The organism is Pseudomonas sp. SORGH_AS_0211 (genome assembly GCF_031453455.1).
Lineage (GTDB): Bacteria > Pseudomonadota > Gammaproteobacteria > Pseudomonadales > Pseudomonadaceae > Chryseomonas > Chryseomonas aestiva.
Genome location: NZ_JAVIZV010000001.1, coordinates 1872992 through 1899736 on the forward strand (window position 1 = coordinate 1872992; position 26745 = coordinate 1899736).

General features: G+C 66.4%; 27 protein-coding genes. 20 read left to right on the plus strand and 7 right to left on the minus strand.

The window, feature by feature from the left end; genetic code table 11:
* The first annotated feature begins 140 nt into the window (after positions 1-140).
* Complete coding sequence (gene mqo / locus QE393_RS08765; RefSeq protein ID WP_273807233.1) at positions 141-1637, plus strand: malate dehydrogenase (quinone); 1497 nt, start codon at positions 141-143, stop codon at positions 1635-1637.
* Positions 1638-1779: 142 nt separating this feature from the next.
* Here the strand turns inward: mqo and QE393_RS08770 are convergent, their stop codons facing one another.
* From QE393_RS08770 to QE393_RS08780, 3 genes are all read right to left on the minus strand, one after another.
* Complete coding sequence (locus tag QE393_RS08770) at positions 1780-3573, minus strand: gamma-glutamyltransferase family protein (RefSeq protein ID WP_405046238.1); 1794 nt, start codon at positions 3571-3573, stop codon at positions 1780-1782.
* A gap of 77 nt (positions 3574-3650) precedes the next feature.
* Positions 3651-4151, minus strand: coding sequence for a DUF1294 domain-containing protein (locus QE393_RS08775; protein WP_310043061.1), 501 nt, complete (start codon positions 4149-4151; stop codon positions 3651-3653).
* Positions 4148-4984: an undecaprenyl-diphosphate phosphatase gene (locus QE393_RS08780; protein ID WP_158896727.1), complete on the minus strand. Its 837-nt coding sequence runs from the start codon at positions 4982-4984 to the stop codon at positions 4148-4150. The genes QE393_RS08775 and QE393_RS08780 overlap by 4 nt, the downstream gene beginning before the upstream one ends.
* 266 nt (positions 4985-5250) lie before the next feature.
* Between QE393_RS08780 and pnuC the strand changes: the two genes are divergently transcribed.
* The 5 genes from pnuC (at position 5251) to QE393_RS08805 (ending at position 7912) form a co-directional block, all read left to right on the plus strand.
* On the plus strand, positions 5251-5814 hold the full coding sequence (gene pnuC / locus QE393_RS08785; RefSeq protein WP_310045620.1) for a nicotinamide riboside transporter PnuC: 564 nt from the start codon (positions 5251-5253) through the stop codon (positions 5812-5814).
* Entirely contained in the window at positions 5811-6338 is a 528-nt protein-coding gene (locus QE393_RS08790) for an AAA family ATPase (RefSeq protein WP_273807231.1), read from the plus strand. Before pnuC ends, QE393_RS08790 begins: the two co-directional genes overlap by 4 nt.
* Before the next feature lie 37 nt (positions 6339-6375).
* Positions 6376-6930 carry a Smr/MutS family protein gene (locus tag QE393_RS08795; RefSeq protein WP_273807230.1) on the plus strand — a complete coding sequence of 185 codons (555 nt, stop codon included), beginning with the start codon at positions 6376-6378 and terminating at the stop codon, positions 6928-6930.
* Between the two features lie 63 nt (positions 6931-6993).
* Entirely contained in the window at positions 6994-7542 is a 549-nt protein-coding gene (gene folE / locus QE393_RS08800) for a GTP cyclohydrolase I FolE (protein WP_133863117.1), read from the plus strand.
* A 64-nt stretch (positions 7543-7606) separates the two neighbouring features.
* Positions 7607-7912: a putative quinol monooxygenase gene (locus QE393_RS08805; RefSeq protein WP_273807229.1), complete on the plus strand. Its 306-nt coding sequence runs from the start codon at positions 7607-7609 to the stop codon at positions 7910-7912.
* A gap of 403 nt (positions 7913-8315) precedes the next feature.
* Here QE393_RS08805 and QE393_RS08810 read toward each other — a convergent pair whose 3' ends face one another.
* Positions 8316-8864, minus strand: a complete 549-nt coding sequence (locus QE393_RS08810) for an adenine phosphoribosyltransferase (RefSeq protein ID WP_273807228.1) — start codon at positions 8862-8864, stop codon at positions 8316-8318.
* 208 nt (positions 8865-9072) lie between these two features.
* Here QE393_RS08810 and QE393_RS08815 point away from each other — a divergent pair, with 208 nt between their 5' ends.
* From QE393_RS08815 to rbsD, 6 genes are read left to right on the plus strand one after another with little or no spacing between them, the layout of a single operon-like run.
* Complete coding sequence (locus QE393_RS08815) at positions 9073-10029, plus strand: sugar ABC transporter substrate-binding protein (RefSeq protein WP_273807227.1); 957 nt, start codon at positions 9073-9075, stop codon at positions 10027-10029.
* 15 nt (positions 10030-10044) lie between these two features.
* Entirely contained in the window at positions 10045-11601 is a 1557-nt protein-coding gene (locus tag QE393_RS08820) for a sugar ABC transporter ATP-binding protein (protein ID WP_273807226.1), read from the plus strand.
* Positions 11598-12575, plus strand: a complete 978-nt coding sequence (locus tag QE393_RS08825) for an ABC transporter permease (protein ID WP_208691311.1) — start codon at positions 11598-11600, stop codon at positions 12573-12575. Before QE393_RS08820 ends, QE393_RS08825 begins: the two co-directional genes overlap by 4 nt.
* The gene (locus QE393_RS08830; protein WP_273807225.1) at positions 12575-13594 is read left to right on the plus strand and encodes a LacI family DNA-binding transcriptional regulator; all 1020 of its coding nucleotides are present in this window, start codon (positions 12575-12577) and stop codon (positions 13592-13594) included. Before QE393_RS08825 ends, QE393_RS08830 begins: the two co-directional genes overlap by 1 nt.
* Complete coding sequence (gene rbsK / locus QE393_RS08835) at positions 13584-14492, plus strand: ribokinase (protein ID WP_273807224.1); 909 nt, start codon at positions 13584-13586, stop codon at positions 14490-14492. Before QE393_RS08830 ends, rbsK begins: the two co-directional genes overlap by 11 nt.
* Positions 14489-14893: a D-ribose pyranase gene (gene rbsD, locus QE393_RS08840; RefSeq protein ID WP_310043065.1), complete on the plus strand. Its 405-nt coding sequence runs from the start codon at positions 14489-14491 to the stop codon at positions 14891-14893. The genes rbsK and rbsD overlap by 4 nt, the downstream gene beginning before the upstream one ends.
* On the opposite strand, the gene QE393_RS08845 is transcribed toward rbsD, so the two are convergent.
* The gene (locus QE393_RS08845) at positions 14890-17670 is read right to left on the minus strand and encodes an EAL domain-containing protein (protein WP_405046289.1); all 2781 of its coding nucleotides are present in this window, start codon (positions 17668-17670) and stop codon (positions 14890-14892) included. The genes rbsD and QE393_RS08845 overlap by 4 nt on opposite strands.
* Positions 17671-18106: 436 nt before the next feature.
* Here QE393_RS08845 and QE393_RS08850 point away from each other — a divergent pair, with 436 nt between their 5' ends.
* From QE393_RS08850 to QE393_RS08860, 3 genes are all read left to right on the plus strand, one after another.
* Complete coding sequence (locus QE393_RS08850) at positions 18107-18619, plus strand: ferritin-like domain-containing protein (RefSeq protein ID WP_273807221.1); 513 nt, start codon at positions 18107-18109, stop codon at positions 18617-18619.
* A 39-nt stretch (positions 18620-18658) separates the two neighbouring features.
* Positions 18659-19558, plus strand: a complete 900-nt coding sequence (locus QE393_RS08855; protein ID WP_310043067.1) for a manganese catalase family protein — start codon at positions 18659-18661, stop codon at positions 19556-19558.
* 340 nt (positions 19559-19898) lie between these two features.
* A complete protein-coding gene (locus QE393_RS08860; RefSeq protein ID WP_273807220.1) occupies positions 19899-20321 on the plus strand; it encodes a hypothetical protein in 423 nt (140 codons plus the stop codon).
* Between the two features lie 46 nt (positions 20322-20367).
* Here the strand turns inward: QE393_RS08860 and QE393_RS08865 are convergent, their stop codons facing one another.
* Both QE393_RS08865 and QE393_RS08870 read right to left on the minus strand, forming a co-directional pair.
* Positions 20368-20967 carry a glutathione S-transferase family protein gene (locus QE393_RS08865; protein ID WP_310043069.1) on the minus strand — a complete coding sequence of 200 codons (600 nt, stop codon included), beginning with the start codon at positions 20965-20967 and terminating at the stop codon, positions 20368-20370.
* Between the two features lies 1 nt (position 20968).
* A complete protein-coding gene (locus tag QE393_RS08870) occupies positions 20969-22138 on the minus strand; it encodes a PLP-dependent aminotransferase family protein (protein WP_310043070.1) in 1170 nt (389 codons plus the stop codon).
* Between the two features lie 80 nt (positions 22139-22218).
* Between QE393_RS08870 and QE393_RS08875 the strand changes: the two genes are divergently transcribed.
* The 5 genes from QE393_RS08875 to QE393_RS08895 all read left to right on the plus strand — a co-directional run bounded on the left by QE393_RS08875 (position 22219) and on the right by QE393_RS08895 (position 26743).
* On the plus strand, positions 22219-22698 hold the full coding sequence (locus QE393_RS08875; protein WP_273807217.1) for a MarR family winged helix-turn-helix transcriptional regulator: 480 nt from the start codon (positions 22219-22221) through the stop codon (positions 22696-22698).
* Positions 22699-22786: 88 nt separating this feature from the next.
* Positions 22787-23392, plus strand: coding sequence for a LysE family translocator (locus QE393_RS08880; RefSeq protein WP_273807216.1), 606 nt, complete (start codon positions 22787-22789; stop codon positions 23390-23392).
* A 9-nt stretch (positions 23393-23401) separates the two neighbouring features.
* The gene (locus tag QE393_RS08885) at positions 23402-24589 is read left to right on the plus strand and encodes a benzoate/H(+) symporter BenE family transporter (protein ID WP_273807215.1); all 1188 of its coding nucleotides are present in this window, start codon (positions 23402-23404) and stop codon (positions 24587-24589) included.
* Positions 24590-24644: 55 nt separating this feature from the next.
* Complete coding sequence (locus tag QE393_RS08890) at positions 24645-25646, plus strand: NADP-dependent oxidoreductase (protein WP_310043073.1); 1002 nt, start codon at positions 24645-24647, stop codon at positions 25644-25646.
* Positions 25647-25819: 173 nt separating this feature from the next.
* Positions 25820-26743: a GGDEF domain-containing protein gene (locus QE393_RS08895; RefSeq protein ID WP_273807213.1), complete on the plus strand. Its 924-nt coding sequence runs from the start codon at positions 25820-25822 to the stop codon at positions 26741-26743.
* The last annotated feature ends 2 nt before the right edge of the window (positions 26744-26745 follow it).

Here is a 26745-nt window from a genome sequence, read left to right on the forward strand (position 1 = left end):
AACTGACTGCCATGCCCTACCGGTTGCCCACCCCTGCCCGTCCGTTCGCGGCCAGCCGGGGGTTGCCCAACTCGAGGTCGGGCTCCGACGCCCGCTCTCCCTCAGGTGTAAAGCGAGACACTGTCTCAGGAGTACGATGAATGCACAGTGGTAACGAAGAGTCGGATTTCGTTTTCGTCGGCGCGGGAATCATGAGCGCGACCCTGGCGGTCATGCTAAAGGAGCTGGAGCCCACGAGTACCGTAGAGGTCCTCGAACTGCTCGACGTAGGCGCGGCGGAGAGTTCCAACCCCTGGAACAACGCTGGAACCGGCCATGCGGCCCTCTGCGAGTTGAACTACACGCCCGAAAAGGCGGACGGCAGCATCGACGTCACCAAGGCCCTCAGCATCAACGGCATGTTCGAGGCCTCCAGGCAGTTCTGGTCCTACCTGGTCGAGGAAGGCCACTTCGGTTCGCCGCGCGCCTTCATCAGCCCGGTGCCACACATGTCCTTCGTGCATGGCGCCAAGGACATCGCCTTCCTGCGCAAGCGCTATGAAGCCCTCAAGGACCACGCCTGCTTCGATGGCATGGAGTATTCCGAGGATCACGCCAAGCTGCGCGAGTGGATGCCGCTGGTGATGGAAGGCCGTCCGGCTACCGAAGCCGTGGCGGCGACCCATGTGGCCGGTGGCACCGACGTCAATTTCGGCGCCCTGACCATGAGCCTGCTGGGTCACCTGCAGACCCGCCCCGGCACCCAGGTCCGCTACAACCAGAAGGTGGTGGACCTGACCCGCGAAGCGGATCAGCGTTGGCGCCTGACCATCGAGGACAGTCGTTCCGGTGCCACCCGCACGCTGATCGCCAAGTTCGTCTTCCTCGGCGCCGGTGGCGCGGCCCTGCCCCTGCTGCAGAAGTCCGGCATCCCCGAAGGCGCCGGCTACGGTGGCTTCCCGGTGAGCGGCCAATGGCTGCGCTGCGACGATCCGCACATCGTCGAGCGCCACCAGGCCAAGGTCTACGGCCTGGCCGGGGTCAACTCGCCGCCGATGTCGGTGCCGCACCTGGACACCCGGGTGGTGGATGGCAAGAAGTCGTTGTTGTTCGGGCCCTTCGCCGGCTTCACCACCAAGTTCCTCAAGCGCGGTTCCTTCCTCGACCTGCCCAAGTCGATCAAGTCGGGCAACATCGGCCCCATGCTCGCCGTGGCGCGAGACAACATGCCGCTGACCCGCTACCTGGTCGGCCAGGTGCTGCAGTCCTTCGACCAGCGCGTCGAGGAATTGCGCGCCTTCTACCCGGCCGTGCGCAAGCAGGACTGGCGCCTGGAGGTGGCGGGCCAGCGGGTGCAGATCATCAAGAAGGATCCGCAGAAAGGCGGTGTCCTGCAGTTCGGTACCGAGATCGTCGCCTCCGGCGACGGCACCATCGCCGCCCTGCTGGGCGCATCCCCTGGCGCTTCCACCTCGGTGTCCATCATGCTGACCCTGGTCGAACGCTGCTTCCCCAGCCGTTATCAGAGCGAAGAGTGGCAGGCCAAGCTGCGCACCATGTTCCCGGCCTTCGGCCACAAGCTGGCGGAAGAACCGGAGCTGCTACGCGAAGTGCGCGAGCGCACCACCCGCGTGCTGCAACTCGACCAGCCGGCGTGATGGCGCAGACGCCGGCCCGTTCATCCGGTCCGGCGTCTTCTTCCCTGCAAACCTCCTCCGAAACGCCCAACCCCGTCCAATCGCCTCCTCCCCGCCTGGGAGCAGGCTGGGGTGAGAACGTCTTTACCGTCTAGGCCTCCGCCTAGTCCCCCAGCGCCGCGCCCTCCCGCCGCGGATCGGCACCTCCCTGCCAGCCAGATCCGACCCGGCGAATGACCTGGATGCCACTGGTCATCTCGTCCTCGCGCACCTGATGTCCGCGCTGCTCCAGCGCCTGGCGCAAGGCCGGGGTGGTCTCGCCACGTTCCAGCTCGGTAGGGCCATTGCGGCTACCGAAATTCGGCAGACCCGCCGCCGCCTGAGGATCCAGCTGCCAGTCCAGCAAGCCGACCAGGGTCTTGACCACATAGCCGGCGATCTGGGAGCCACCCGGCGACCCCAGAGCCGCTAACAGGTCGCCGCTCTGGCGATCGAATACCAGGGTGGGCGACATGGTCGAGCGCGGACGCTTGCCCGGTTCGACCCGATTGGCCACCGGCAAGCCCTTCTCGCGGGGCACGAAGGAAAAGTCCGTCAGCTGGTTGTTGAGCATGAAGCCCTTCACCATCAGGTGGGAGCCGAAGTAGCTCTCCACCGTGGTGGTCATGGACAGGGCGCCGCCCCACGCGTCCGCGGCCACGACCTGCGAGGTAGAGACGCGCAGGGGCGAGCGATCCGGCGCCCAGGCCAGGGTGGGTCCGGGCGGAACACCCGGCGCGGCCTTGCCCAGGCTGCGCTCACCGACCTGCTGGGCGCGACTGGCCAGATAGCCCGGATCGAGCAGGCCCTTGACGTTGACCGGCACCAGCTCCGGATCTGCCACGTACTGGGCGCGATCGGCGTAGGCCAGGCGCTCGGCCTCGGCGATCAGATGCACGGCTTCGGGACGCGGCTCCTGGCCCGCCGGCAGAGCGGTCGGCACCGGCCGCAGCGGCGCCAGGGCCCAGGCCGGATCTCGGGCTTCCAGGGCCTGGAGAATGCCCAGGGTCTGGGCCACGGTGATGCCGCCGGCGGGCGGTGGCATGCCGCAGACACGCCAGCGCTGGTAGTCGGTGCACAGTGGCGTACGGGTCCTGGCGCGATAGCCGGCCAGGTCCTGGACACCCAGGCTGCCAGGATTGGGGCTTTGCTGCACGGCCTGGGCGATGGCCTGGGCCAGGTCGCCGCGATAGAGCGCGCCGGCGCCTTCCCGGGCGATCAGCGCCAGGGTAGCGGCCAACTCGGGATTGCGCAGCCGGGTGCCCACTGGCTTCACCTGCCCTCCGGCATCCAGGTACAGCGCGGCCATGCCGGGCGACTGCTTGAGGAAGGGATCGTGCACAAGCTGGTTGTGCAGCCGCGGCGACAACGGGAAACCCTCGCGGGCCAGGCGGATGGCCGGCTCGAACAGCACCTGCCAGGCCAGCTTGCCGTGGTCGCGATGCGCCAGCTCCAAGGCGCGCAGCACCCCGGGCACCCCGACCGAACGACCGCCGATACGCGCCTCCTCGAAGGCCATGGGGCTGCCGTCCGCATGCAGGAAGAGCCTTTCCGTGGCGCCCGCCGGGGCGGTCTCGCGACCATCGTAGGCCTGGACCTTGCGACCGTCCCAGTAGAGCAGGAAGGCGCCGCCGCCAATCCCCGAGGATTGCGGCTCGACCAGGGTCAGGACCGCCTGCATGGCGATGGCGGCATCGATGGCCGAGCCACCCTGGCGCAGGATCTCCCGCCCTGCCTCGGCGGCCAGAGGGTTGGCCGCCGCCGCCATCTGCCGGGTGGCTTCGCTGGCCGCCAGCCCAGGGCGGTAACCGGAACCGGCCTCGGGGGCCGTGGGCAAGGAGGTCTCGCGACTCTGGCTGCAGGCGGCCAGAGTCAGGGACAGGAAGAGAGGCGTAAGGATCGACAGGGGGGTTCGCAACGTGGGGCTCCTGGGCAACGGGGGCTTTCGCCCGCCAAGCCTAGCCCATCACTCGCACCCATGCCGCCTGGCTGATCTCAGAGCCGCAGGTGACGATGCAGAAAGCCGCCGCAGAGCACATCCAGCCAGAGCAGCTGGTGCAGGGCGACGATGGCGAAGAACACCAGCCGAAAGCTCAGCTTGACGGTCTTGTGGCGGAATCGCTGCTGGGCGATCAGGGCGCCCGGCCAGCCGCCGAGCAATTCGCCCAGGTGCAGCATGCGCTCTGGCACGCGCCAGCCCTTGTCGCGGGCGCGCTGCTTGTCGTGCTTGTAGAGCAGGTAGGTGACGATGCTCGCGATCAGATAGAGCGGCAACGGCCAGAGCACGCCACGGCCGAAGGCCAGGGACAGCATGCCTACCAGGGGCAGGATGAAGACCGCGATCTGCAGCAGCGCCAGCATGTCCTGGCGGGCGATGGCCGCGCGCTGCTGGTAGGGCGTCAGCGGCCCTGCCCGCTTGGCAGCCTTGGGGGAAGCGTTCTGCGTAGACGCACGAGCCGGCTTGCGCCGGCTCTGCTGTTCCTTCTCGGGTTTCACCCGGCGGCCTTGGCCGCGTGCCAGTCGATCCAGCCGAATTGCCAGGTGGCCAGGATCAGCAGTCCGAAGACGATGCGGTACCAGCCGAAGACCACGTAGCTGTGGTTGCCGATGAACTTCAACAGTGCCTTCACCGCCAGCATGGCGAAGATGAAGGAAGTGACGAAGCCGACCGCGAAGATCATCGCATCGCTGGGAACGAACATGTGGCGGTATTTGTAGACCGAGTAGACGGTCGCACCCACCATGGTCGGCATGGCCAGGAAGAAGGAGAACTCCGTGGCCGCCTTGCGCGACAGGCCGAAGAGCAGGCCGCCGATGATGGTGGAACCGGAGCGCGAGGTACCCGGAATCATCGCCAGGCACTGGGCGCAGCCGACCTTGAGGGCGTCATGCCAGCGCATGTCGTCCACCTCTTCCACGCGGATGCGATGCTTGCGCTTTTCCGCCCAGATCATGATCACACCGCCGATCACCAGGGCGAAGGCCACGGTGATGGGGTTGAACAGGTATTCGTGGATCAGGTCGCCGAGGATCACGCCCAGCACCGCGGCGGGCAGGAAGGCGACGATCAGATTGCCGGTGAACCGCTGCGCATAGGACTTGCGTGGCAGGTCGGTGACGATCTCGAAGACCTTGAAGCGGTACTCCCAGACCACGGCCAGGATGGCCGCCAGCTGAATCACGATGTTGAAGGCGATGACGGTATCGCCGCGAAAGCCGATCAGGTCGGCCACCACGATCTGGTGGCCGGTACTGGAAACCGGCAGAAACTCGGTGATGCCCTCGACTATCCCCAGAATCAGCGCCTGCAAGGCACTCCATAGGTCCATGGTATTACTCCATCCAAGTGAAACATTTGCAGGTAGCCGGAGCTGCAGGCTCCGGCGGCAACGGGGCTAGAACCGTGACGCTCCGCAGGGCTCAGCCCTTCGCGGTACCCAAGACAGCACGTGCTGAAGTCAGCGCCCGGCACCTTACCAGAGCGAGACCGGTTGAAGAGACCGATAGACGGCCATTAGGTGCCGTACAATGACCAATTCAATCTTTCCGGATGTGAAGCATGTCGTTTCTGGAGTCCCTCACCACCCTGCTGGGCATGTCGCCCGTGGAGCTGCTGGCTGCCGTTCTGGGGGTGATCGCCGTCTGGCTGACGGTCCGCCAGAACATCTGGGCCTGGCCCATCGGCCTGGTGATGGTGGTGCTCTACGCCTGGATCTTCCTGGACGTGAAGCTGTATTCCGACATGCTGCTGCAGTGCATATATGCCGTGCTGCAGCTCTATGGCTGGTGGCAATGGCTGAGAGGCGGCCAGCGGCACCAGGGCCGGGTGGTCAGCTCGCTCGCGGCGAGGCCCCTGCTGGCGGGTCTGGCCGTAGGTGCGCTGGGTAGCCTTGCCCTCGGCTATCTAATGGGCACCCATACCGACGCCGCCCTGCCCTGGCTGGATGCGGCGCTCACCGGCTTCAGTCTGGTCGCCCAGTTCTGGATGGCGCAGAAGCGGCTGCAATGCTGGGCGCTGTGGTTCGTGTTGGACGTCATCTATGTGGGCCTCTTCTATTACAAGGGCCTCTACCCCACCGCGATTCTCTATGCGGTCTTCGTCGGCCTCGCCGCCTATGGCTGGCTGGACTGGCGCCGCGCCCTGGCGACCGCACGATGAAGGTGGTGGTCCTGACCGGCCCCGAATCGAGTGGCAAATCCTGGCTGGCGACGATACTGAGCGAGAGATTCGGCGGTGTCCGGGTCGACGAGTACGTTCGCGAATACTGCGAGGAGCATGGCACCGACACCCGCCTGGCGGATGTGGAGCTCATCGCCCGCGAGCAATTGCGCCGCGAAGACCAGGCACGGCGCGCTGCGCCGGCCCTGCTGCTGCTGGACACCCATCTGCTGAGCAACCTGCTGTGGAGTCGCCTGCTGTTTGATGCGGCGCCCACCTGGCTGGAGCCGGCGCTGCTGGCCCGTCGCTACGACCTGCACCTGCTGCTCGATCCGCGCGACGTCGCCTGGCAGGACGACGGTCAGCGCTGCCAGCCGGAGCTCACCGAGCGCCTGGCATTCTTCGTCCAGTGCCGCGACTGGCTGCGGACCCACGGCCAGCCGGTGCTGGAAATCGCCGGCGACTGGCCCGAGCGGCAAAGGGCCGCGCTGGCCGCGGTGAGCCGATTGCTGCACGAGTCCTGACCCGCCGGTAGAATGACGTCCTATACCGGAGAACGCCATGCACGACGACGATGCCTCTTTCGCTGACTTCACCCGCGGGATCCGTCCGCTCAGGCAGGATCGCGCCGACACCGGCAAGTCGCGCGCCGACCTGGGCCAGATCGCCCAGCGCCGGGCCGATGCGACCAGGACCTCGACCACGACCCGGGTGGATGGCCTGAGCGATGCCTTCGTCATCGATGTAGGCGCCGAGGACGAACTCTACTGGGGCCGCGATGGCGTCCAGGACACCCAGCTGAAGCGCCTCAAGAGCGGCCAGATCCCTTTCGAGGGCAGCCTGGATCTGCACGGCATGACCGTGGAAAGAGCCCGGGAGACCCTCTGGGACTTTCTCGCCGAGGCCACCCGCCTGGAGATCCGCTGCGTACGCATCACCCATGGCAAGGCCGCGCGCCTGGATGGGCGTCGGCCGCTGATCAAGAGTCACGTCAACACCTGGTTGCGCCAGCACGCCCAGGTGCTGGGCTTCACCTCCTGCCTACCCCGCCACGGCGGCACCGGCTCGCTTTATGTCTTGCTCAAGCGCACCATGCTCGAAGGTCGCGACGAGTGACTCCGCGACTCGGGTGACGTCTCATCCGAGCGCCAACCTCCTTATCGACAAACAGGAACCCAAATGTCTCTCGAACAGCACTACTCCTCGATCCTGACCGGACTCGGCGAAGACATCGGCCGGGAGGGGCTGGTGGACACGCCCAAGCGCGCGGCCAAGGCCATGCAGTACCTCTGCCGCGGCTACACGCAGACGCTGGAAGAGGTGGTGGGCGAGGCACTCTTCACCTCCGACAACAGCGAGATGGTGCTGGTCAAGAACATCGAGCTGTACTCGCTGTGCGAGCATCACATGCTGCCCTTCATCGGCAAGGCCCACGTCGCCTACATGCCCAAGGGCAAGGTGCTGGGGCTGTCCAAGGTGGCGCGCATCGTCGACATGTTCGCCCGCCGACTGCAGATCCAGGAAAACATGACCCGGCAGATCGCCGAGGCCATCGAGAAGGTCACCGGTGCGGCCGGTGTTGCGGTGGTCATCGAGGCGCAGCACATGTGCATGATGATGCGTGGCGTGGAGAAGCAGAATTCCTCCATGGTCACCTCGGTAATGCTTGGCCAGTTCCGCGCCAGCGATGCCACCCGCGCCGAATTCCTCAGCCTGATCAATCGCTGAGTCGGTCGCGACGTCCGCCCGCCTGCAGGGTCGAAGCCTGGAACCTCCAGGAGACCTGCACGCCATGGCGGACGTCTACAGCCTCACCCTGTTCAGAGCCCAACCCGAACGTTCCCAGGCGCTGGGCGCCCACCTGCTGGACCTCGCCGCTGTGGCGGTGCAGGACGAGGGATGCCTGGACTATCGGGTATTCCAGGGTAGCGAGGACAATGACCTCTGGGTGGTCCAGGCCCGCTGGATCTCGCTCGCCGCCCAGGACGACCACTTCAACCAGCCACACACCCTCGCCTTCCTCGACGAGCTGCCCAAGCTGGCGGACGAGGTGGATCTGTACCCGCTGGCGCCCAAAAAGCCTACGGCTGGGCTTTGACGAGAGGCTGCCAGGGTTGCGAGAAAGCGTAGTAGGTTGGGCTGAGACGGCTCCATCGTCGAAGCCCAACGGGACCGGCACTGAGCAAGAGCTGTTGGGCTTCGCTGCGCTCAACCGAACCTACGATTTGAGTAACCGTAACAGTCATGGTGGTCCGCCGATGCGGTCAGGCCTGCAAAGGCATCACCATAGGACGGACAACGGCGTAGCCTTGGCCACGAACGGGCACCACACCAGGTGGAAAGCGCTGCGCGGCTTTCCACGCTACGGAGTTGGGTACCCGCAGGACGTTGCGGTCAGGTACGGCGCCGTTATCGCGGCCATGGGCCGCTCCTACAGGTGTTCGGTACGCCTGTAGGAGCGGCCGCGGCAGCGGACCGCCAGGGCCGCGATCAACGCAAACTCAATATTCGGACAGCGCGAAGCTCGTCAGGGCGAAGGTGGGGATGCCGGCGGCCTCCAGGCGCCTGGAGCCGCCCAGTTCGGGCAGGTCGACGATGGCGGCGGCTTCGTGGACTTCGGCGCCCAGGCGGCGGATCAGATTGCCGGCGGCGACCAGGGTACCGCCGGTGGCGATGAGGTCGTCGACCAGCAGCACTGAATCACCGGCACTGACGCTGTCCTTGTGTACCTCGATCACCGAATCGCCGTATTCGGTGCTGTAGACCTCGGTCAGCAGCTCGGCCGGCAGCTTGCCCTGCTTGCGGAACAGCACCAGTGGCTTGCCCAGTTCGTAGGCCAGGATCGGGCCGATGAGGAATCCGCGCGCATCCAGCGCCCCGACGTGGGTGAAGGTTGCCGAACGATAGCGCTCCAGCAGCTCCGCCATGACAGCGCGCAGCCCCTCTGGCGACTGGAACAGTGGCGTGATGTCCCGAAAGATCACCCCCGGCTTGGGAAAATCGGGCACGGCGCGGATGAGGGACTTCAGGGCGGATTCGGAAAAGGACATGGCAGAGACTCTCGGGCGCCGGGCGCCTGGTTGAATACGATTGCCCAGTATACCGGTGCCTGCGTGGCCGGGGCCAACCCGCCATCCCTGCGAGCTGAATCGATTCATGTAGTGGCTCGCGTTGACAGCTACCAACGAAGCGGACATCCTCGATCACGCGCAAACGTTTGCGCGACCACAAGAACCATAAGAATTCGGAGATTCCCCTATGCTGGCCTTTCGCCCTGCCCGCCTGCTGGCGGCTATCGCTTTCGCCTCCGCTTCGCTGATCCTGCCGCTCACCGCCAGTCATGCCACGGCCGCCGAAAAGCCCAAGGTCGCGCTGGTCATGAAGTCCCTGGCCAACGAATTCTTCCTGACCATGGAAGATGGCGCCAAGACCTATCAGAAAGAGCATTCTGCTGACTTCGACCTGATCTCGAACGGGATCAAGGACGAGACCGACACCTCCAGCCAGATCCGTATCGTCGAGCAGATGATCGTGTCCAAGGTCGATGCCCTGGTCATCGCCCCGGCCGACTCCAAGGCGCTGGTACCGGTGCTGAAGAAGGCCAGCGACGCCGGTATCAAGGTGGTCAACATCGACAACCGCCTGGATCCCGAGGTGCTCAAGTCCAAGTCCCTGGACATCCCCTTCGTCGGCCCCGACAACCGCAAGGGCGCACGGCTGGTGGGCGAGTACCTCGCCAAGCAGCTCAAGCAGGGTGACCAGGTTGGCATCATCGAAGGCGTCTCCACCACCACCAACGCCCAGCAGCGCACCGCGGGCTTCAAGGACGCCATGGAAGCGGCCGGCATGAAGATCGTCGGCGTGCAGTCCGGCAACTGGGAAATCGACAAGGGCAATGCCGTCGCCGCGGCGATGCTCAACGAGTATCCCGACCTGAAGGCCCTGCTGGCCGGCAACGACAGCATGGCGCTGGGCGCCGTCTCCGCCGTGCGGGCCGCCGGCAAGAAAGGTCAGGTGCAGATCGTCGGCTACGACAACATCAAGGCCATCCACCCGATGCTGAAAGACGGCCGCGTCCTCGCCACCGCCGACCAGTTCGCCGCCAAGCAGGCCGTGTTCGGTATCGACGCCGCGCTCAAGCTGGTCAAGGGCGAGCCCACCGGCGCCAAGGACGGCGTGATCGAGACGCCGGTCGAACTCGTCACCCAGCCCTGAGCCAAGGAGAGCCCCATGTCGTCCGAGGTCATCCTCAGCGCTCGTTGCATCGGCAAGACCTATGCCCAGCCGGTACTCGGCGGCGTGGACCTGGAGTTGCGCGCCGGCCAGGTGCTGGCGCTCACCGGGGAAAACGGCGCCGGCAAGAGCACCCTGTCCAAGATCCTCTGTGGCCTGGTGCAACCCACCACCGGCGAGCTGAGTTTCCTCGGCCGACCCTATGCCCCGGGCAGCCGCCGTGAGGCGGAAGCCCAGGGGGTGCGGATGGTCATGCAGGAACTCAACCTGCTGCCCACCCTCACCGTGGCGGAAAATCTCTTTCTCAATCGCCTGCCCCGGCGACTGGGCTGGATCGACCGACGCCAGTTGCGCGAGCAGGCGCGGCTGGCCATGGCCCAGGTCGGCCTGGAGGCCATAGATCCGGATACCCCCATCGCCGACCTGGGCGTGGGTCACCAGCAGATGGTGGAAATCGCCCGCAACCTCATCGGCGATTGCCGGGTGCTGATTCTCGACGAGCCGACCGCGATGCTCACCTCGCGCGAGGTGGATTTGCTGTTCGAGCAGATCGAGCGCCTGCGCGCCCGGGGCGTGGCCCTGGTCTACATCTCCCATCGCCTGGAAGAACTCAAGCGCATCGCCCAGCAGCTGGTGGTACTGCGTGATGGTCGGCTGGTGGCCGACGCGCCCATGGCGGAGTACGGCACCGAGCAGATCGTCAGCCTCATGGTCGGCCGCGATCTCGGCGAGCACCTCGACATGGGCGAACGCCGCTTCGGCCCGCCCCTGCTGGAGGTCAAGGGTCTCACGCGCGCCGACAAGGTCCAGGACGTTTCCTTCAGCGTCCGCGCTGGCGAGATCTATGGTATTTCCGGCCTGATCGGCGCCGGAAGGACCGAACTCCTGCGACTGATCTTCGGCGCCGATCAGGCCGATTCCGGCGCGGTGCACCTGGCCGGCAAGCCGGTCGACCTGGGTTCGCCGGCCAAGGTGGTGCGCCAGGGCATCGCACTCATCACCGAGGACCGCAAGGGCGAAGGCCTGCTGCTCAGCCAGCCGATCAGCGCCAACATCGCCCTGGGCAACATGGCCAAGGTCGCCCGGCAGGGCCTGGTCAGTGGCACGCGGGAAGCGGCCCTGGCCGAGCGCCATATCAAGGGCATGCGCATCCGCTGCAGCGATGGCACCCAGCCGGTGGGCGAACTCTCCGGTGGCAACCAGCAGAAGGTGGTCATCGGGCGCTGGCTGGAACGCGATTGCCAGGTGATGCTGTTCGACGAACCCACGCGCGGCATCGACGTCGGCGCCAAGTTCGAGATCTATGGCCTGCTGGCCGAACTCACCCGCCAGGGCAAGGCCCTGGTCGTGGTCTCCAGTGACCTGCGCGAGCTGATGCTGATCTGCGATCGCATCGGCGTGATCTCCGCGGGCCGCCTGGAAGCCACCTTCGAACGCCATGACTGGGATCAGGAGCGGCTGCTGGCCGCCGCCTTCGCCGGCTATCGCTCCCGCGAAGCCCTGCTGGAAGAACCTGTCCCGCCGCAAACCCTTTCTCAGGAAGCCATTCGATGAGCAGTCTTCCCGTCACCTCTTCCCGGCGTGCCTTCGGCCTCGGCCTGGGCACCTACATCGGTCTGGCCGCTGCGCTGCTGGCAATGATCGTGCTGTTCTCCCTGATGAGCAGCCACTTTCTCTCCTATGCCACCTTCACCACTCTGGCCAACCAGATCCCCGATCTGATGGTGCTGGCGACCGGGATGACCTTCATCCTGATCATCGGCGGCATCGATCTCTCGGTGGGTTCGGTGGTCGCCCTGGCCGCCGCCGTGGTCAGCGTCGCCACCCTGGAATGGGGCTGGGGCATCCTGCCGGCGGCCGCCCTGGGCATGCTCTGCGCGGCCCTGACCGGGACCCTCACCGGCAGCGTGACCGTGGCCTGGCGCATCCCCTCCTTCATCGTCTCCCTGGGCGTGCTGGAAATGGCCCGTGGCGCCGCCTACCAGCTGACCAATTCGCGCACCGCCTATATCGGCGATGCCTACGCCTGGCTGTCGACGCCCTTCGCCTTCGGCATCTCGCCCTCCTTCGTCATCGCCCTGCTGGTGATCGTGGTCGCGCAGCTGCTGCTGACCCGCTCGGTGCTCGGGCGCTACCTGATCGCCATCGGCACCAACGAGGAAGCGGTGCGCCTGGCCGGGATCAATCCCAAGCCCTACAAGGTCATCGTCTTCGCCCTCATGGGCCTGCTGGCGGGCCTGGCGGCGCTGTTCCAGATCTCCCGCCTGGAAGCCGCCGATCCCAATGCCGGCGTGGGCCTGGAACTGCAGGTGATCGCCGCCGTGGTGATCGGCGGGACCAGCCTGATGGGCGGCCGCGGCTCGGTGATCAGCACCTTCTTCGGCGTGCTGATCATTTCGGTACTGGCCGCCGGCCTGGCCCAGATCGGCGCCAGCGAGCCGACCAAGCGCATCATCACCGGCGCGGTCATCGTGGTTGCCGTGATCCTCGACACCTATCGCAGCCAGCGCGCCAAGAGCAAGGGCTGATGGCGACCATCAAGGATGTCGCCGCCCGCGCCGGCATCTCCTACACCACGGTCTCCCACGTGGTGAACAACAGTCGCCCGGTCAGTCCGGGCGTACGGAAAAAGGTCGAGGCGGCCATCGCCGAGCTGGGCTACGTGCCCAGCGGCGTGGCCCGCTCCCTGCGCAGTCGCGCCACCGGCACCTTCGGCGTGCTGGTGCCCAATGTGGTCAACCCCTACTTCGCCGAACTCGCGCGGGGGATCGAGGATCACTGCGAGCGCCAGGGTTACAGCGTCATCCTCTGCAATTCCGATGACGATGCCGACAAGCAGCTGCGCTATCTGCGGGTGCTCAAGGAGCGCCGCATCGACGGCCTGGTGGTCGCCACCGTGGACGGCGATCCGCGCTTCGCCCGCGCCCTCGCCGGCCTGCGCATCCCGCTGGTGCTGGCCGACCGGCCGCTGGACGGGGTCCAGGCCGCGCATATCCGCATCGATCACCACCAGGGCGGCCTGCTCGCCACGCGTCATCTGCTGGAGCTCGGCCATCGGCGGATCGCCTGCATCGGCGGCCCGGCCGACTCCCCCGTCGCCAGCGAGCGGATCACCGGCTACCAGGAGGCCCTGGCGGACGCCGGCCTCGCGCCTGGCGCCATCCAGCGCTGCCCCTTCACCGCCGCGGCCGGTCATGGCGCGGCCCGCGAATTGCTGGCCCGGGCGGAGCGCCCGACCGCGATCTTCGCCGGCAACGACACCATCGCCCTGGGCGTGTTGCGCGCCGCCGCGGAGCTGGGCCTGAGCGTCCCCGGCCAGCTCTCGGTGGTGGGCTTCGACGACATCGAACTCAGCCGCTATCTCTACCCGGCCCTGACCACCATCGGCCAATCGATCCGTGACCTCGGCGAGCGCGCCGCCCAGCTCCTGCTGGCGCGCCGCGAGACGGTCGGCAGCCCCTCCACCCACGACATCGCCGTACCCCGGCTGGTGCTGCGCGAATCCACCGCGGCGCCCTCTGCTCTGGAGACCTCCCATGCACCCTGACGTCGTCGTCATCGGCAGCCTGAACATGGACCTGGTGGTGCGCGCCCCGCGCCTGCCCAAGGGCGGCGAGACCCTCGCCGGCCATACCTTCACCACCGCACCCGGCGGCAAGGGCGCGAATCAGGCCGTCGCCGCGGCACGCCTGGGCGCCCGGGTCGCCATGATCGGTTGCGTCGGCGCCGATCCCTATGGCGATTTTCTCACTCGCAGCCTGGTGCAGGAAGGCATCGACTGCCGGGGCGTCTCGGTGGCTGCCGAGGTTCCCACCGGCATCGCTTCCATCCTGGTGGATGACCAGGGCCAGAACGCCATCGTCATCGTCGCCGGTGGCAACGGCGAGCTGTCCGCCGCGCACCTGCAGGCCCAGGAGCAGGTGCTCGACCAGGCCAAGCTGGTGATCGCCCAGCTGGAGGTGCCGCGGGCCACCGTGGGCGACGCCCTCGCCCGCGCCCATGCGCTGGGCAAGACGGTGATCCTCAATCCGGCGCCGGCCACCGGTCCGTTGCCGGCCGAGTGGTACGCCCATATCGACTACCTGGTGCCCAATGAAAGCGAAGCCAGCCTGCTGACCGGGTTGCCGGTGGACACCCTGGAGCGGGCCGAAGCGGCCGCGCGTCAGCTGGTCGCCGCCGGCGCCCGCCAGGTGCTGCTGACCCTGGGTGGCCAGGGCCTGCTGCAGGTCACCGCCGACAGCTGCCGCCACCACCCGGCCACGCCGGTCAAGGTGGTGGACACCACCGCCGCCGGCGACACCTTCCTCGGTGGCTTCGCCGCCGGGCTGGCAGAAGGTCTGAGCGTGGATGCCGCCATCGCCCTCGGCCAGCAGGCCGCCGCCATCGCCGTCACCCGCCCGGGCGCCCAGCCGTCCATCCCCACCCGCCAGGAGCTCGCCCGGTGAAAAAGACCTCCCTGCTCAACATCGCCCTGTCCCAGGCCGTCGCCAGTCTCGGTCACGGCGACCTGGTGGTCATCGGTGACGCCGGCATGCCGGTACCGCCGGGCACCCCGCTGGTCGATCTGGCCGTCACCCCGGGCGTGCCAAACTTTCTCAGTGTGCTGCAGGCGCTGCTCAGCGAGATGCAGGTGGAAAGTCATCTGCTCGCCGAGGAAACCCTCACCGCCCAGCCCCCGGCCCTGGGCGAACTGGAACGCCTGACCGCGAGCGGTGCCCTGGGCAGCCGCCGCCTGGTTTCCCATGACGAAATGAAGGCCCTGTGTCGCCAGGCGCGGGTGCAGATCCGCACCGGTGAGTGCCAGCCCTACACCAACCTGATCCTGGTCGCCGGCGTCGCCTTCTAGTCGACGACCCTGGCCAGCAGCCGCCGGGTCGCGAGCAGATCCAGCGGGCGGGCGAAGAAATAACCCTGGGCGTGGCGGGCACCCATGTCCCTGAGCAGTTGCAACGCCTGGGCGTCCTCGACGCCCTCGGCGACCACATCCAGCCCCAGTGACTCGGCCATGCGCACGATGGCGCGAACGATGGCGACGCTGCGCGCGCTCTCGGCCAGACGCAGGACAAAGGACTTGTCGATCTTGAGGCCACGAAAGCGATACTCGTGGACGTAGCCTAGCGAGGAGAAGCCCGCGCCGAAATCGTCCAGCACCACCGAGACTCCGTGGCGATCCAGGGCCTCCATGGCCGCCTTGGCGCGTTCCGGCTCGGCGACCAGGGCCCCTTCGGTCAACTCCAGGCAGATCCGCGACGGCGCCACGCCATACGCGGCCAGGATGCTCAGCACCTCGTCGGCGAAGTCCGGCCGTACGATGCTGTAGCTGGAGCAATTGACGTGCACCACCGGCCAGTGCGCCTGGGTCGGCTCGGCCAGGGTGGCGGCGATGCGCGTCAGCATGTAGGTATCCAGGCGTCCGATCAGGCGCATGCCTTCCAGCTCGGGTAGGAAAGCGCCCGGCGCCAGGACGCTGCCGTCCGGCTGACGCCAGCGGATCAGTGCCTCCAGCGCCGCCACACGGCCGCTGGTGACGTCGATGATCGGCTGGAAGAAGGGCTCCAGTTCGTTGCCATTCTTCAGCGCCTTGCGCAGCGCGCCTTCACGCACCACCTGATCGGAGACCACCTGGCGCAGTTCCTGGTTGAAGACCGCGAAGTTGTCGCGCCCACCCTGCTTGACCCGATACATGGCCGTATCGGCGTCGCGCAGCAGGTCATCCGGCTGGCGATGCAGGCTGGGATCGGCCAGCACGATGCCGATGCTGCAGGAGGCGAACAGGCTGTGGTCGTCGATCACCAGCGGACGATCGAAGGCCTCGATGATGCGCTGGGCGATGGCCACCGGCGAATCCAGGCCGCCACCGGGCACCAGGATGGCGAATTCATCGCCACCCAGTCGTGCCAGCAGGTCGGTCTCGCGCAGGCAGCTCGACAATCGCTCACCGGCGGCCACCAGCAGCAGGTCGCCGAAGGGATGGCCGAACTGGTCGTTGATCCGCTTGAATCTGTCCAGGTCGAGAAACATCACCGCCAGACCGGTCCCGTCGCGCTCCAGCGCTGCCCAGAGCTCGCCCAGGCGTTGCTGGAAGAAGCTGCGATTGGGCAGCCGGGTCAGGGCATCGTGGTTGTTCTCGTACAGCAGTCGGGCATTGGCCGCGTCCAGCGCCCGGGTGCGCTCCTGCACCCTGAACTCCAGGGCCTGGCGCGACTGCTGGATGGCTTCCGCGGCGCTGCGCCGGGACAGCGCGGTATCGATATGGCGCGAGACGAAGGTAAGCAACTCCTGGTCGCGCCGGCTGTAGTAGACGTCTTCGCGATAGCTCTGTACCGCCAGCACGCCGCGGACGTGCTTGCCGTCGTAGAGCGGGATGCCCAGCCAGGAGTAGGCCTCCGGGGTACCCTCGACCGGGGTGATCTCGCCCTGCTCGATCAGCAGCCGGGCCTTCTGCCGATCGATGATGCAGGGTCGCCGCTGGCGGATGGTGTACTCGGTATAGCCACGGGTGCCGCGCCGGGTGACGGGCGCCGTGGTACGGCGCTCGTCGGCGAAATAGGGGAAGCTCACCTCGCCCGAGGCGTCGTCGTAGAGCGCGATATAGAAGTTGTGGGCATAGAGCAACTCACCCACCACCCGGTGCAAGCCGCCCAGGAGTTCCGGCATGTCGGTACTGGCGCTGGACAGCTCGGCGATACGAAACAGCGCCGCCTGCAACTGCTCGGCGCGTTCGCGCTCGGCGATCTGCTCACGCAGCCGGGCATTGACCTCCGACAGCTCCTGGGTGCGCTGGCCCACGGTGGCTTCCAGGGATTCGCGCCGGAGGATGCGATCCAGGGCCATGGCCACGTCGCGGGCGATCACCTGGAACAGCGCCTGGTCCTCTGGGCCGTAGCGGCGCTCGCGGTCGTAGACCTGCAGGCTGAGCACCCCGAAGGTGCGATCGGCGCCGTCCTTGAGCGGGATGCCCATCCAGAACTCGGGAACCGAGCCCTGACAATAGTAGGGCCCCGACACTTGCGCCGCTTCGATCGCTTCCTTGGCCAGCAGCAGCGGTACCCCGTGCATGAGCACATAGGCGGTCAGGCAGGGCCGCTCGCGATCCATCAGCTCGAAGGAGCCGGGCTCCGGCGGACTCTCGTCGCGCTGATCGAAATAATAGGGATAGTGGATCTGGTCCGAGTCGGCATCCTGCAGCGCCAGGAAGAAGTTCTCGGCGTCGATCAGCGAGACCAGCAGCTCGTGAGTCCGCTGCATGAACAGTTGGCGATCCAGGGTCGAACTGGCCAGGTAGGTAATGTCGTAGAGCACCTGCTGGATGGCCTGGGCCCGCTGCAGCTGCAGGCGCTGCAGGACGAAGCCGAATCTCAGGGCCAGCGCGGGGAAATCGGTGTGGCCATCGGGACGGGCGAGCAACCAGCCCAGAGGCGTCGGGCCACTGCCGGTGGGATGGCAGTGCAGCCCGGCCTCGGCGGACAGCTGCGCCAGGGCCTCGTCATCGAGCAATTCCGGCCAGGCACTGGCGCCATTGCCGATGGCCATGCAGGACCAGTTGCCGCGGCGCTGGTACCAGGCCCAGTCGGCATCGGCGGCGGCCGCGCGCAGTTGCGCGATGATCTGCTCCGCCGCCATCCCCGGCGCGTTCGGATCCGGCCAGCGTGCCTCCAGCGGCCTGGCCGGGCGTGCGCCTGGCGACTGTTCCTCAGGCCCTCTCATGCTGACTCCTTCCCGTGCATTCCCCGAATCCTGACACAGATGCCCCTGGCTTCGGCAACTACCGAATGAACGGTTTCCTTGGCGGCGCGAACGGCAAAGATATGACTAAAGGCCAGAATGGGCTAGGACAAGAGTTATACAGCCGCAGGGCTCCTGTCCAATAACTCACCCTGCCAGACGATCCCCGGCCGCTGGGCTTGTAGAACAAAAAGGGCGAGCTTTCCCCATCGATCAGAAAGGCTGTCGCGCCTCGAATCTCTCGCTAGGCCAGGGCCACTAATAAGCAGACAGAACGCAATCTGGCGGGGCCCTCCAGCCCGTTGTCGCCCTTCTCCACGAGCAGGAATTTTCCATGACCTCTTCCAAGCAAGACAACCTCATCGACTGGCTGCGCGATGCCCACGCCATGGAGGAACAGGCCGAGAAGATGCTCTCCGCCCAGTCCGCCCGGCTGGAGCACTACCCGCAGTTGCGCCAGCGCATCGAGCAGCACATCAGGGAAACCCAGGAGCAGCGCCAGATCATCGAAGGCTGCCTGAGCCGTCACGGCAGCAGCGCCTCGACCCTCAAGGACATGGGCGGCAAGTTGATGGCGCTCGGCCAGACCCTGGGCGGCGCGCCCATGAGCGATGAGGTCATCAAGGGTGCCATCGCCGGTTACGTCTTCGAAAACATCGAGATTGCCACCTACACCACGCTGATCGCGGCGGCTGCCGAGATCGGCGACACCGAAACGCAGCAGGCCTGCGAACGCATCCTCGAACAGGAGAAGGCCATGGCGGCCTGGTTGCTGGAAGACCTGCCCGCCACCACCCGTGCCTTCCTCGAACGCTCCGCCGATCCCGATCTCACCGCGAAGCGCTGAACCGCCCGAGTTATACCGTGACTAGCCCCTGGAGGTTACATGTTCGTCCATAACAAGCGACTGCAATACACCGTGCGCGTGTCCGAGCCCAATCCCGGCCTGGCCAACCTGATGCTGGAGCAATTCGGCGGCCCCCAAGGCGAACTCGCCGCCGCCATGCGCTACTTCACCCAGGCGATAGCCGAGCTCGACCCGGGCCGCAAGGACATGCTGTTCGACATCGCCACCGAAGAACTCAGCCACCTGGAAATCATCGGTTCAATGATCGCCATGCTGAACAAGGGCGCCAAGGGCGACCTGGCGGAAAAGACCCAGGACGAAGCGGACCTGTACCGCTCTCTGACCGGCGCGGGCAACGACTCCCACCTCACCCAGATTCTCTATGGTGGCGGTCCGGCCCTGACCAACTCGGCTGGCGTACCCTGGACCGCGGCCTACATCGACACCATCGGTGAACCGACCATCGACCTCAGGTCCAACATCGCCGCCGAAGCCCGGGCCAAGATCGTCTACGAGCGCCTGATCAACGTCACCGACGATGCCGGCATCAAGGACACCCTGAGCTTTCTGATGACCCGCGAGATCGCGCACCAGAAGTCCTTCGAGAACGCGCTGCATTCCATTCAGCCCAACTTCCCCCAGGGCAAGGTGTCGCCCCGCCCCGAATTCGCCAGCGTCTACTACAATATGTCGCAAGGCGAAGGCGACATGCGTGGACCCTGGAATCAGGGTCAGGACTGGGAGTTCGTCGAACAGCCCGGACCGGCCGTGGATGGTGGCGACGGCCTGGCCAGCGTCAAGCTGCCACCGATGCAGGCCAAGGCGATCGAGCAGCTCGCCACCCGCACGATGTCAGATCCGAATGCCGCGCCGGTGACCGGTGCCGACCTGGGTGCCGGCCTGGCCAAGCAACTCGACAAGAATCGTCTGGAAGAGTGATGTCAAGGCGACGACGTCCACCGGGCGTCGTCGCCCTCCCTCCGGCCTGACGACCTTTCGTCGGCCAGCTCCTCTCGCTCCCGACTTCGCCAGAACCTGGCCATTTGCCATCGGTCCTACTGCCGTCATCGTAGTAGGGAAATCCCTGATGGAAGATTATCTCCTGGCGTTCGCCATGGTCGCTCTGACCGCCCTGTTCATAGGTCTCACTACCGTCGGTCTGGTGGAATTCACCTGATGGCGCTTTGCCGCCTTTCGCGCTGAACATTCGTCTGGCGGCGCAGTCTGCCGCTGTGCATTGATGCCACCACGTTGTACCGACGTAGTCAGGGACGCCACCATGAACCGCCACCTTTACGCCTTAGCCCTCGTTGCCGCCGCCGTCTGCAGCGCACCCGCGTTCGCCATGGATCAGAATGCCCTGCAATTCGAGCAGGCCAGCATGATTGCCTTCAAGAGCTGCGCGAACAAGGCGGTGATCGCCGGCACCCGCATTGGCGACACCGCCCGCTTTTCCGATACCGACACCTGCGTCGTCCAGGCGCTGTCGCAGATCGAGCCGGCCTATCAGCGAGCCCTCACCTCGCTGCAGAACAACGGCACCGCCCGGCGCTGCCTGCAGACCTACTACAGCAACTGGCTGACGCTGATGAAATCTCTGCCTGAGCTGCAGTCCAAGCCGCCATCCTCGGTGCTGCTGACCGCCAATGGTGGCGAGCGCCGCCTCAACCAGTACTGGCAATTCGTGGTCAGCGCCCGCTGAGCACGCACTGGCATCCCGTGGGGAGCCCGGCTCCCCTGTTCGCATTTCAGCCGATGGCGACATGCCCCGGCTGCGCTGCCACGCGCGCCAGCCAGGCCTGGATCGCCGGATAGCCGTCCAGTCCGAAGCCGCCTTCATGGGCAACATGGGTATAGGCATAGAGCGCGATGTCGGCGATCGAGTACTGCTCCCCGACCAGGAAGGGCGTGCGTTGCAGCTGCTGCTCCATCACCCGCAACGCCTTGTAGCCCCGTACCTGGCAGACCTCGTACTCCTCCAGGCGCTCCGCCGGCATCCCCTGGTAGAGCCGGATGAAACGCGCGACGGCCACATAGGGCTCGTGACTGTATTGCTCGAAGAATTGCCACTGCAGCACCTGGGTCCGCAGGCGCGGCTCGCTGGGCAGGAAGCGCGTGCCGTCGGCGAGGAAGTTGAGGATGGCGTTGGACTCCCACAGGCAGGTGCCGTCTTCCAGCTCCAGCACCGGAATCTTGCCGTTGGGATTCTTCGCCAGGAAGGCTTGGCTCCGGGTCTCACCAGCGAGGATATCGACCTCGTGCCAGCGATACTCCACGCCGAGCAGGTGCAGCATCAGCACCACCTTGTAGCAGTTGCCGGAACGACGATCGCCATAGACCTGATACATCTCACAGCTCCTTGCAATGGGGGGTGGCCGAGCGGATCACGCCGGCCAGGCGCGCGAGGCCGGTGTCCAGCCGCTCGGGCAGCACGTGGCTGAAATTGAGCCGCAGCAGACCGCGATGACGATCCGGCTCGGCGAAGAACGGCTCGCCCGGCATGAAGGCGACATCCTGCGCCAGGGCGGCGTCCAGCAGCGTACGGGTATCCAGGGGCGTTTTCAGCCGTAACCAGAAGAACAGACCGCCCTGCGGCATCTGCCAATCGGCGATATCGCCGAAATGTCGTGTCAGCGCCAGGGCGAAGCCATCGCGGCGTTCACGGTAGAAGGCCCGCACCTCCTCTAGGTGGTGGGCATAGCGCTCGCTGCCCAGCCATTGCAGCACCTGCCACTGGCTCATGCGGCAGGTATGCAGATCGGCGGCCTGCTTGAGCGCCCGCAGCGGCTTGAGCAACTCGGGCGAGGCGATCAGGTAGCCCACGCGCAGGCCGGGCAGCAGCGTCTTGGACAGGCTGCCGGTGTGGATCCAGGCGCTGCGTCGGAGCTGGGCGCACAGCGGTCGTGCCGGCGCGCCGTCATAGCTGAGCTCGCGATAGGGTTCGTCCTCGACCAGGGTCACACCGTACTCGTCCAGCAGGGCCGCCACCGCCGCTCGGTTGGCCGCGGAATAGCGCACGCCGGAAGGATTCTGGAAGGTCGGGATCAGATAGGCGAAGGCCGGGCGCCGCCGTTCCAGCTGCAGACGCAAGGCAGCCAGATCCAGTCCCTCCGGGGCCAGACTGACTTCGAGGCAATCCGCGCCAAAGAACTGGAAGCTCTGCAGCGCCGCGAGATAGGTGGGGCCTTCCACCAGCACCGGAGTGCCGACGTCGAGATAGAGTTTGGCGATCAGGTCCAGGGCCTGCTGCGAACCCGTGGTCACCAGCACCTGGTCCGCCGTGCAGTCCAGGCCATAGCCGCGTGCCTGAGCGGCGATGGCTTCGCGCAGTGCCGGCTCGCCCTCGCTCATGCCGTACTGACCCAGGCCGGCCGGCATCCGGCTCCAGTCCACCGCCGGCAGACAGCGCTCGGCGGGCAGGCCGCCGGCGAAGGACATCACTTCCGGGCGCTGCGCCGCCGCCAGGATGTCGCGGATCAGGCTGCTCTTGAGTCGGCTTACCCGTTCGGAAAATGCCATCTGCCCTCCTGTGGCCCGTGGCCGGCTAATGAGTCAAACTACTTGACCGACCCTAATGCACTCCGGAAAGACAAGTCAATATGCTTGACCTAAATCAGACCACCCAGCAGCGCCTGGTCATGGAGACCTTCTTCTTCGGCTATCAGGCGTTCACCGCCAAGGCCGACGACATGCTGGCGCGCCGCGGCCTGAGCCGGGTCCACCAGCGCATCCTGTTCTTCATCGCCCGCGAACCGGGACTGAGCAACAAGGCCCTGCTGGACGTGCTCAACGTCAGCAAGCAGGCGCTGAACATTCCGCTGCGGCAGTTGCTGGAGATGCAACTGGTGGCCATGGCGACCGACGCGACGGACAAGCGCAAGCGACGGCTGTCGCTCACCCGCGGCGGCGCCGCGCTGGAGCAGACCCTGAGACGCGAGCAGATGCGGCTGGTGCAGGCCGCGCTGGTCACGGCCGGAGCGGACGCCGCCGAAGGCTGGCTGGCCTTCAACCAGGCGCTGGCCGGTCGCCATGAAGCCGAAGGCAGCCAGGACAGTTCGCAACCCTCGGTCGACTCCTGAAAACTGTACCGCTGGTTCGCGGCCTCGGTGTACGGATACCCGCTAGCGACGCCTGGCTAAGCTGGCGCAAAGCCCAGGGATGCCCGTCATGACCGTCGAACTGCTCTCCGCCTTCATGCTCTTCGCCTTCGTCTCCTCCGCCACGCCCGGCCCCAACAACATGATGCTGCTGGCGTCAGGGGTCAATTTCGGCTTTCGGCGGACCCTGCCGCACATGTTCGGCATCAGCCTGGGCCACATGCTGCTGGTCATCTGCACCGGTCTCGGCCTGGGCCAGCTGTTCGTGCTCTATCCGCCGCTGCAGATCGCCTTGCGGGTCATTGGCGGCGGCTATCTGCTGTACCTGGCCTGGAAGCTGGCCACCGCCGCGGCCCCGACGCCGCGGGAGTCGGGCAGCGGCAAGCCCTTCGGCTTCTTCCAGGCGGCGGCCTTCCAGTGGGTGAACCCCAAGGCCTGGGTGATGGCCATCGGCGCGGTCACCGCCTATATTCCGGCCGAGAACTTCACCGCCAATCTGCTGCTGGTCGCCCTGCTCTTCGCCCTGATCAACCTGCCCAGCGTCAGCCTCTGGACGCTGTTCGGCATGGGCCTGCGCCGGCTGCTCAGCAGCCCGGCACGCTTGCGGCTGTTCAACTGGAGCATGGCGCTGCTGCTGGTGCTGTCCCTCTACCCCATCCTGTTCGGCCATCACTGAGGTTTTTCGATGCACGCGGCTCCGCAACGCCTTTCCCCGCTGGCCGATACCTCCCCCGCCGCCGTGGTCGCCGGCTTCGTCGCCATGCTGGTGGGCTACACCAGCTCCCTGGTGCTGATGTTCCAGGCTGGCCAGAATGCCGGCCTGAGTACCGGGCAGATCTCCTCCTGGATCTGGGCGCTGTCCATCGGCATGGCCCTGACCACCATCGGCCTGTCGCTTAGATACCGCACGCCCATCGTCATCGCCTGGTCGACCCCCGGCGCGGCGCTGCTGGTCACCAGCCTGCCGTCGGTACCCTACAGCGACGCCATCGGCGCCTTTGTCATCTGCGCCGTACTGCTCGCGCTCTGCGGTCTTACCGGCAGCGTCGACCGCCTGCTGCGCCGGGTGCCGCCGGCACTCGCCGCCGCCCTGCTGGCCGGCATCCTCTTCCGCATCGGTATCGAGATCTGCGCCGCGGCCCAGCACCAGACCGCCCTGGTCCTGGGCATGGCCCTGGCCTATCTGGTGGCCAAGCGACTGTGGCCGCGCTACTGCGTGCTGGTCGCCCTGGTGGTCGGCCTGTTGCTGGCGGCCGGGCTGGGGTTGCTGGACTTCCACAGCCTGCGGCTGGAACTGGCGGTGCCGGTGTGGACCACACCGACCTTTTCCCTGGCGGCCACCATCGGCATCGCCATCCCGCTCTTCGTGGTGGCCATGGCCTCGCAGAACATGCCGGGTATCGCCGTGCTGCGTACCGATGGCTACGCGGTTCCGGCTTCGCCGCTGATCGCCACCACCGGCCTCGCCTCGCTGCTGCTGGCGCCCTTCGGCTCCCATGGCATCAACCTGGCGGCCATCAGCGCGGCGATCTGCACCGGCCCCCAGGCCCATGAAGATGCCAGCAAGCGCTATACGGCGGCGGTCTGGTGCGGACTCTTCTACGGCCTCGCCGGGCTGTTCGGCGCCACCCTGGCGGCGCTGTTCGCCTCCCTGCCAGGCGAGCTGGTGATCTCGGTGGCTGCCCTGGCGCTGCTCGGTTCCATCATGAACGGCCTGCACGGCGCCCTGGCCGACCCTGGCCAGCGCGAGCCAGCGCTGATCACCTTTCTGGTCACGGCCTCGGGCCTGACCCTGGCCGGGATCGGCTCGGCCTTCTGGGGCCTGGTCGCCGGCCTTTTGGCCAGTTTGCTACTCACCGCACGCCGCGGTTAGAACCCGCGCCCCTCCGGACGGGTCGGAACTGGATCCTTCACGTCAGGAGAACACCATGTCCCGTACCAATCGCCAGTTCCTGCTCGCCAAGCGCCCGTCCGGCGAACCCACCGCCGACACCTTCGAGCGTGTCGAGCAGCCGATCGGCGAGCCCGGCGCCGGTCAGGTGCTGATCAAGAATCTCTTCCTCTCCCTCGATCCGGCCATGCGCGGCTGGATGAACGAGGGCAAGTCCTACATCAAGCCCATTGGCCTCGGCGAAGTCATTCGTGCCCTGGGCGTCGGTGAGGTGGTGGCGTCCAACCACCCGGACTTCAAGGTGGGCGACACGATCAACGGCATGCTCGGCATCCAGGATTACTACCTGGGCGAGCCCCAGGGTTTCTACAAGGTGGATCCCAGCAAGGCCAGCCTGCCCCAGTATCTCTCGGTACTCGGCATGACCGGTCTGACCGCCTACTTCGGCCTGCTGGAAGTCGGCGAGCCCAAGGCCGGCCAGACCATCGTGGTTTCCGGCGCTGCCGGCGCGGTCGGCAGCATGGTCGGCCAGATCGGCAAGCTCAAGGCATGCCATGTGGTGGGTATCGCCGGTGGCGCGGAAAAATGCCGCTATCTGATCGAGGAACTGGGTTTCGACGCCGCCATCGATTACAAGGCCGAAGCGGACCTTGCGGCCGCCCTGCACCGTGAATGCCCCAACGGTATCGACGTCTATTTCGACAACGTCGGCGGCCCGACCTTGGACGCGGTGCTGGCGCAGATCAATTTCCGCGCACGGGTAGTGCTCTGTGGCGCCATCAGCCAGTACAACAGTGACAAGGTGCAGGGCCCGCAGAACTACCTGGCGCTGCTCAGCAATCGCGCGCGCATGGAAGGCTTCATCGTGCTGGACCACGCCGCGCGCTATGCCGAGGCCCAGAAGCAGCTGGCGATCTGGCTGGCCGACGGCCAGCTCAAATCCCGCGAGCACGTGGTGGAAGGCCTGGACACCTTTCCCGAGACCTTGATGAAGCTGTTCTCCGGCGAGAACTTCGGCAAGCTGGTACTCAAGGTCTAAACCTCGCGTCGGAAAGTCGTCACCAGCGGGCCGCAATGGCGGCCCGCCTGGGCTTCAGGCGTCAACTTACAGACGGCCAATCGCCACCATTCTCCTAAGTCATTGATTTCATTGCCACTGCAAGACTGGCACACTTCTCGCTGTAGGGGGACTATCCGCCAAGGAGAACAGGCATGGTCCCGCCCTCGTCCAACACCATCAACCTCGATCGCGCTCGCCAGCAGCGCAACGCCAACCTCGCTGCCCCCGCCCGCGAAAGCGATCCGGCGGTGCTGGGCGCCCTGCGCCAGCGCCTGCTCGGCGTCCTGCAGACATCGCTGGATCTCGAACGGGTCCTGCAACTCTTCCGGCAGGAGGTAGATACGCTGGTGGACCTGCCCGGCCTCACCTACCGCAATGCCGCGGAGGACGTGGCCATCGGCCTGGGCGAAGACCAGGGTCATCAGGTGCACTATCACCTGAGCCAGGGGGATCTGCGCCTGGGGGATCTGACCTTCTACCGTCAGGAGCGCTTCCAGGACAGCGAACTCGGGGCGCTGGAATACCTGCTCGGCAGCCTGCTGTTTCCCCTGCGCAACGCCCTGCTCTACCGCGAGGCCCAGAACAATGCCCTGCGCGACGCCCTGACCGGTGTCGGCAATCGCAGTGCCCTGGATCGTGCCCTGGTGCGTGAGCTGGAACTGGCCCGGCGGACCCAGCAGCCGTTGTCGCTGCTGATGGTGGATCTGGACCATTTCAAGCGTATCAACGACCGCTTCGGCCACAGCGTCGGCGACGACGTGCTGCGCCAGACCGCCCGCACCCTCGGCAACAGCCTGAGAAGCATGGACATGGTCTTTCGCTTTGGCGGCGAGGAATTCTGCGTACTGCTGTCGGCCACCGGCCATGAAGCGGCGCATATCGTGGCGGAACGCCTGAGAGCCGCGGTGGAGGCCCAATCGGAGACGGCTGGCGCCATCCCGTTGCCAGTCACCCTGAGCCTGGGTCTGGCGACCCTGCGTGACGTCGAGTCACCGCGCTGTCTGCTGCTGCGCGCGGATCGAGCCCTCTATCAGGCCAAGGCCGAAGGCCGCAATCGATTCTGCAGCCTGGCCTGAGG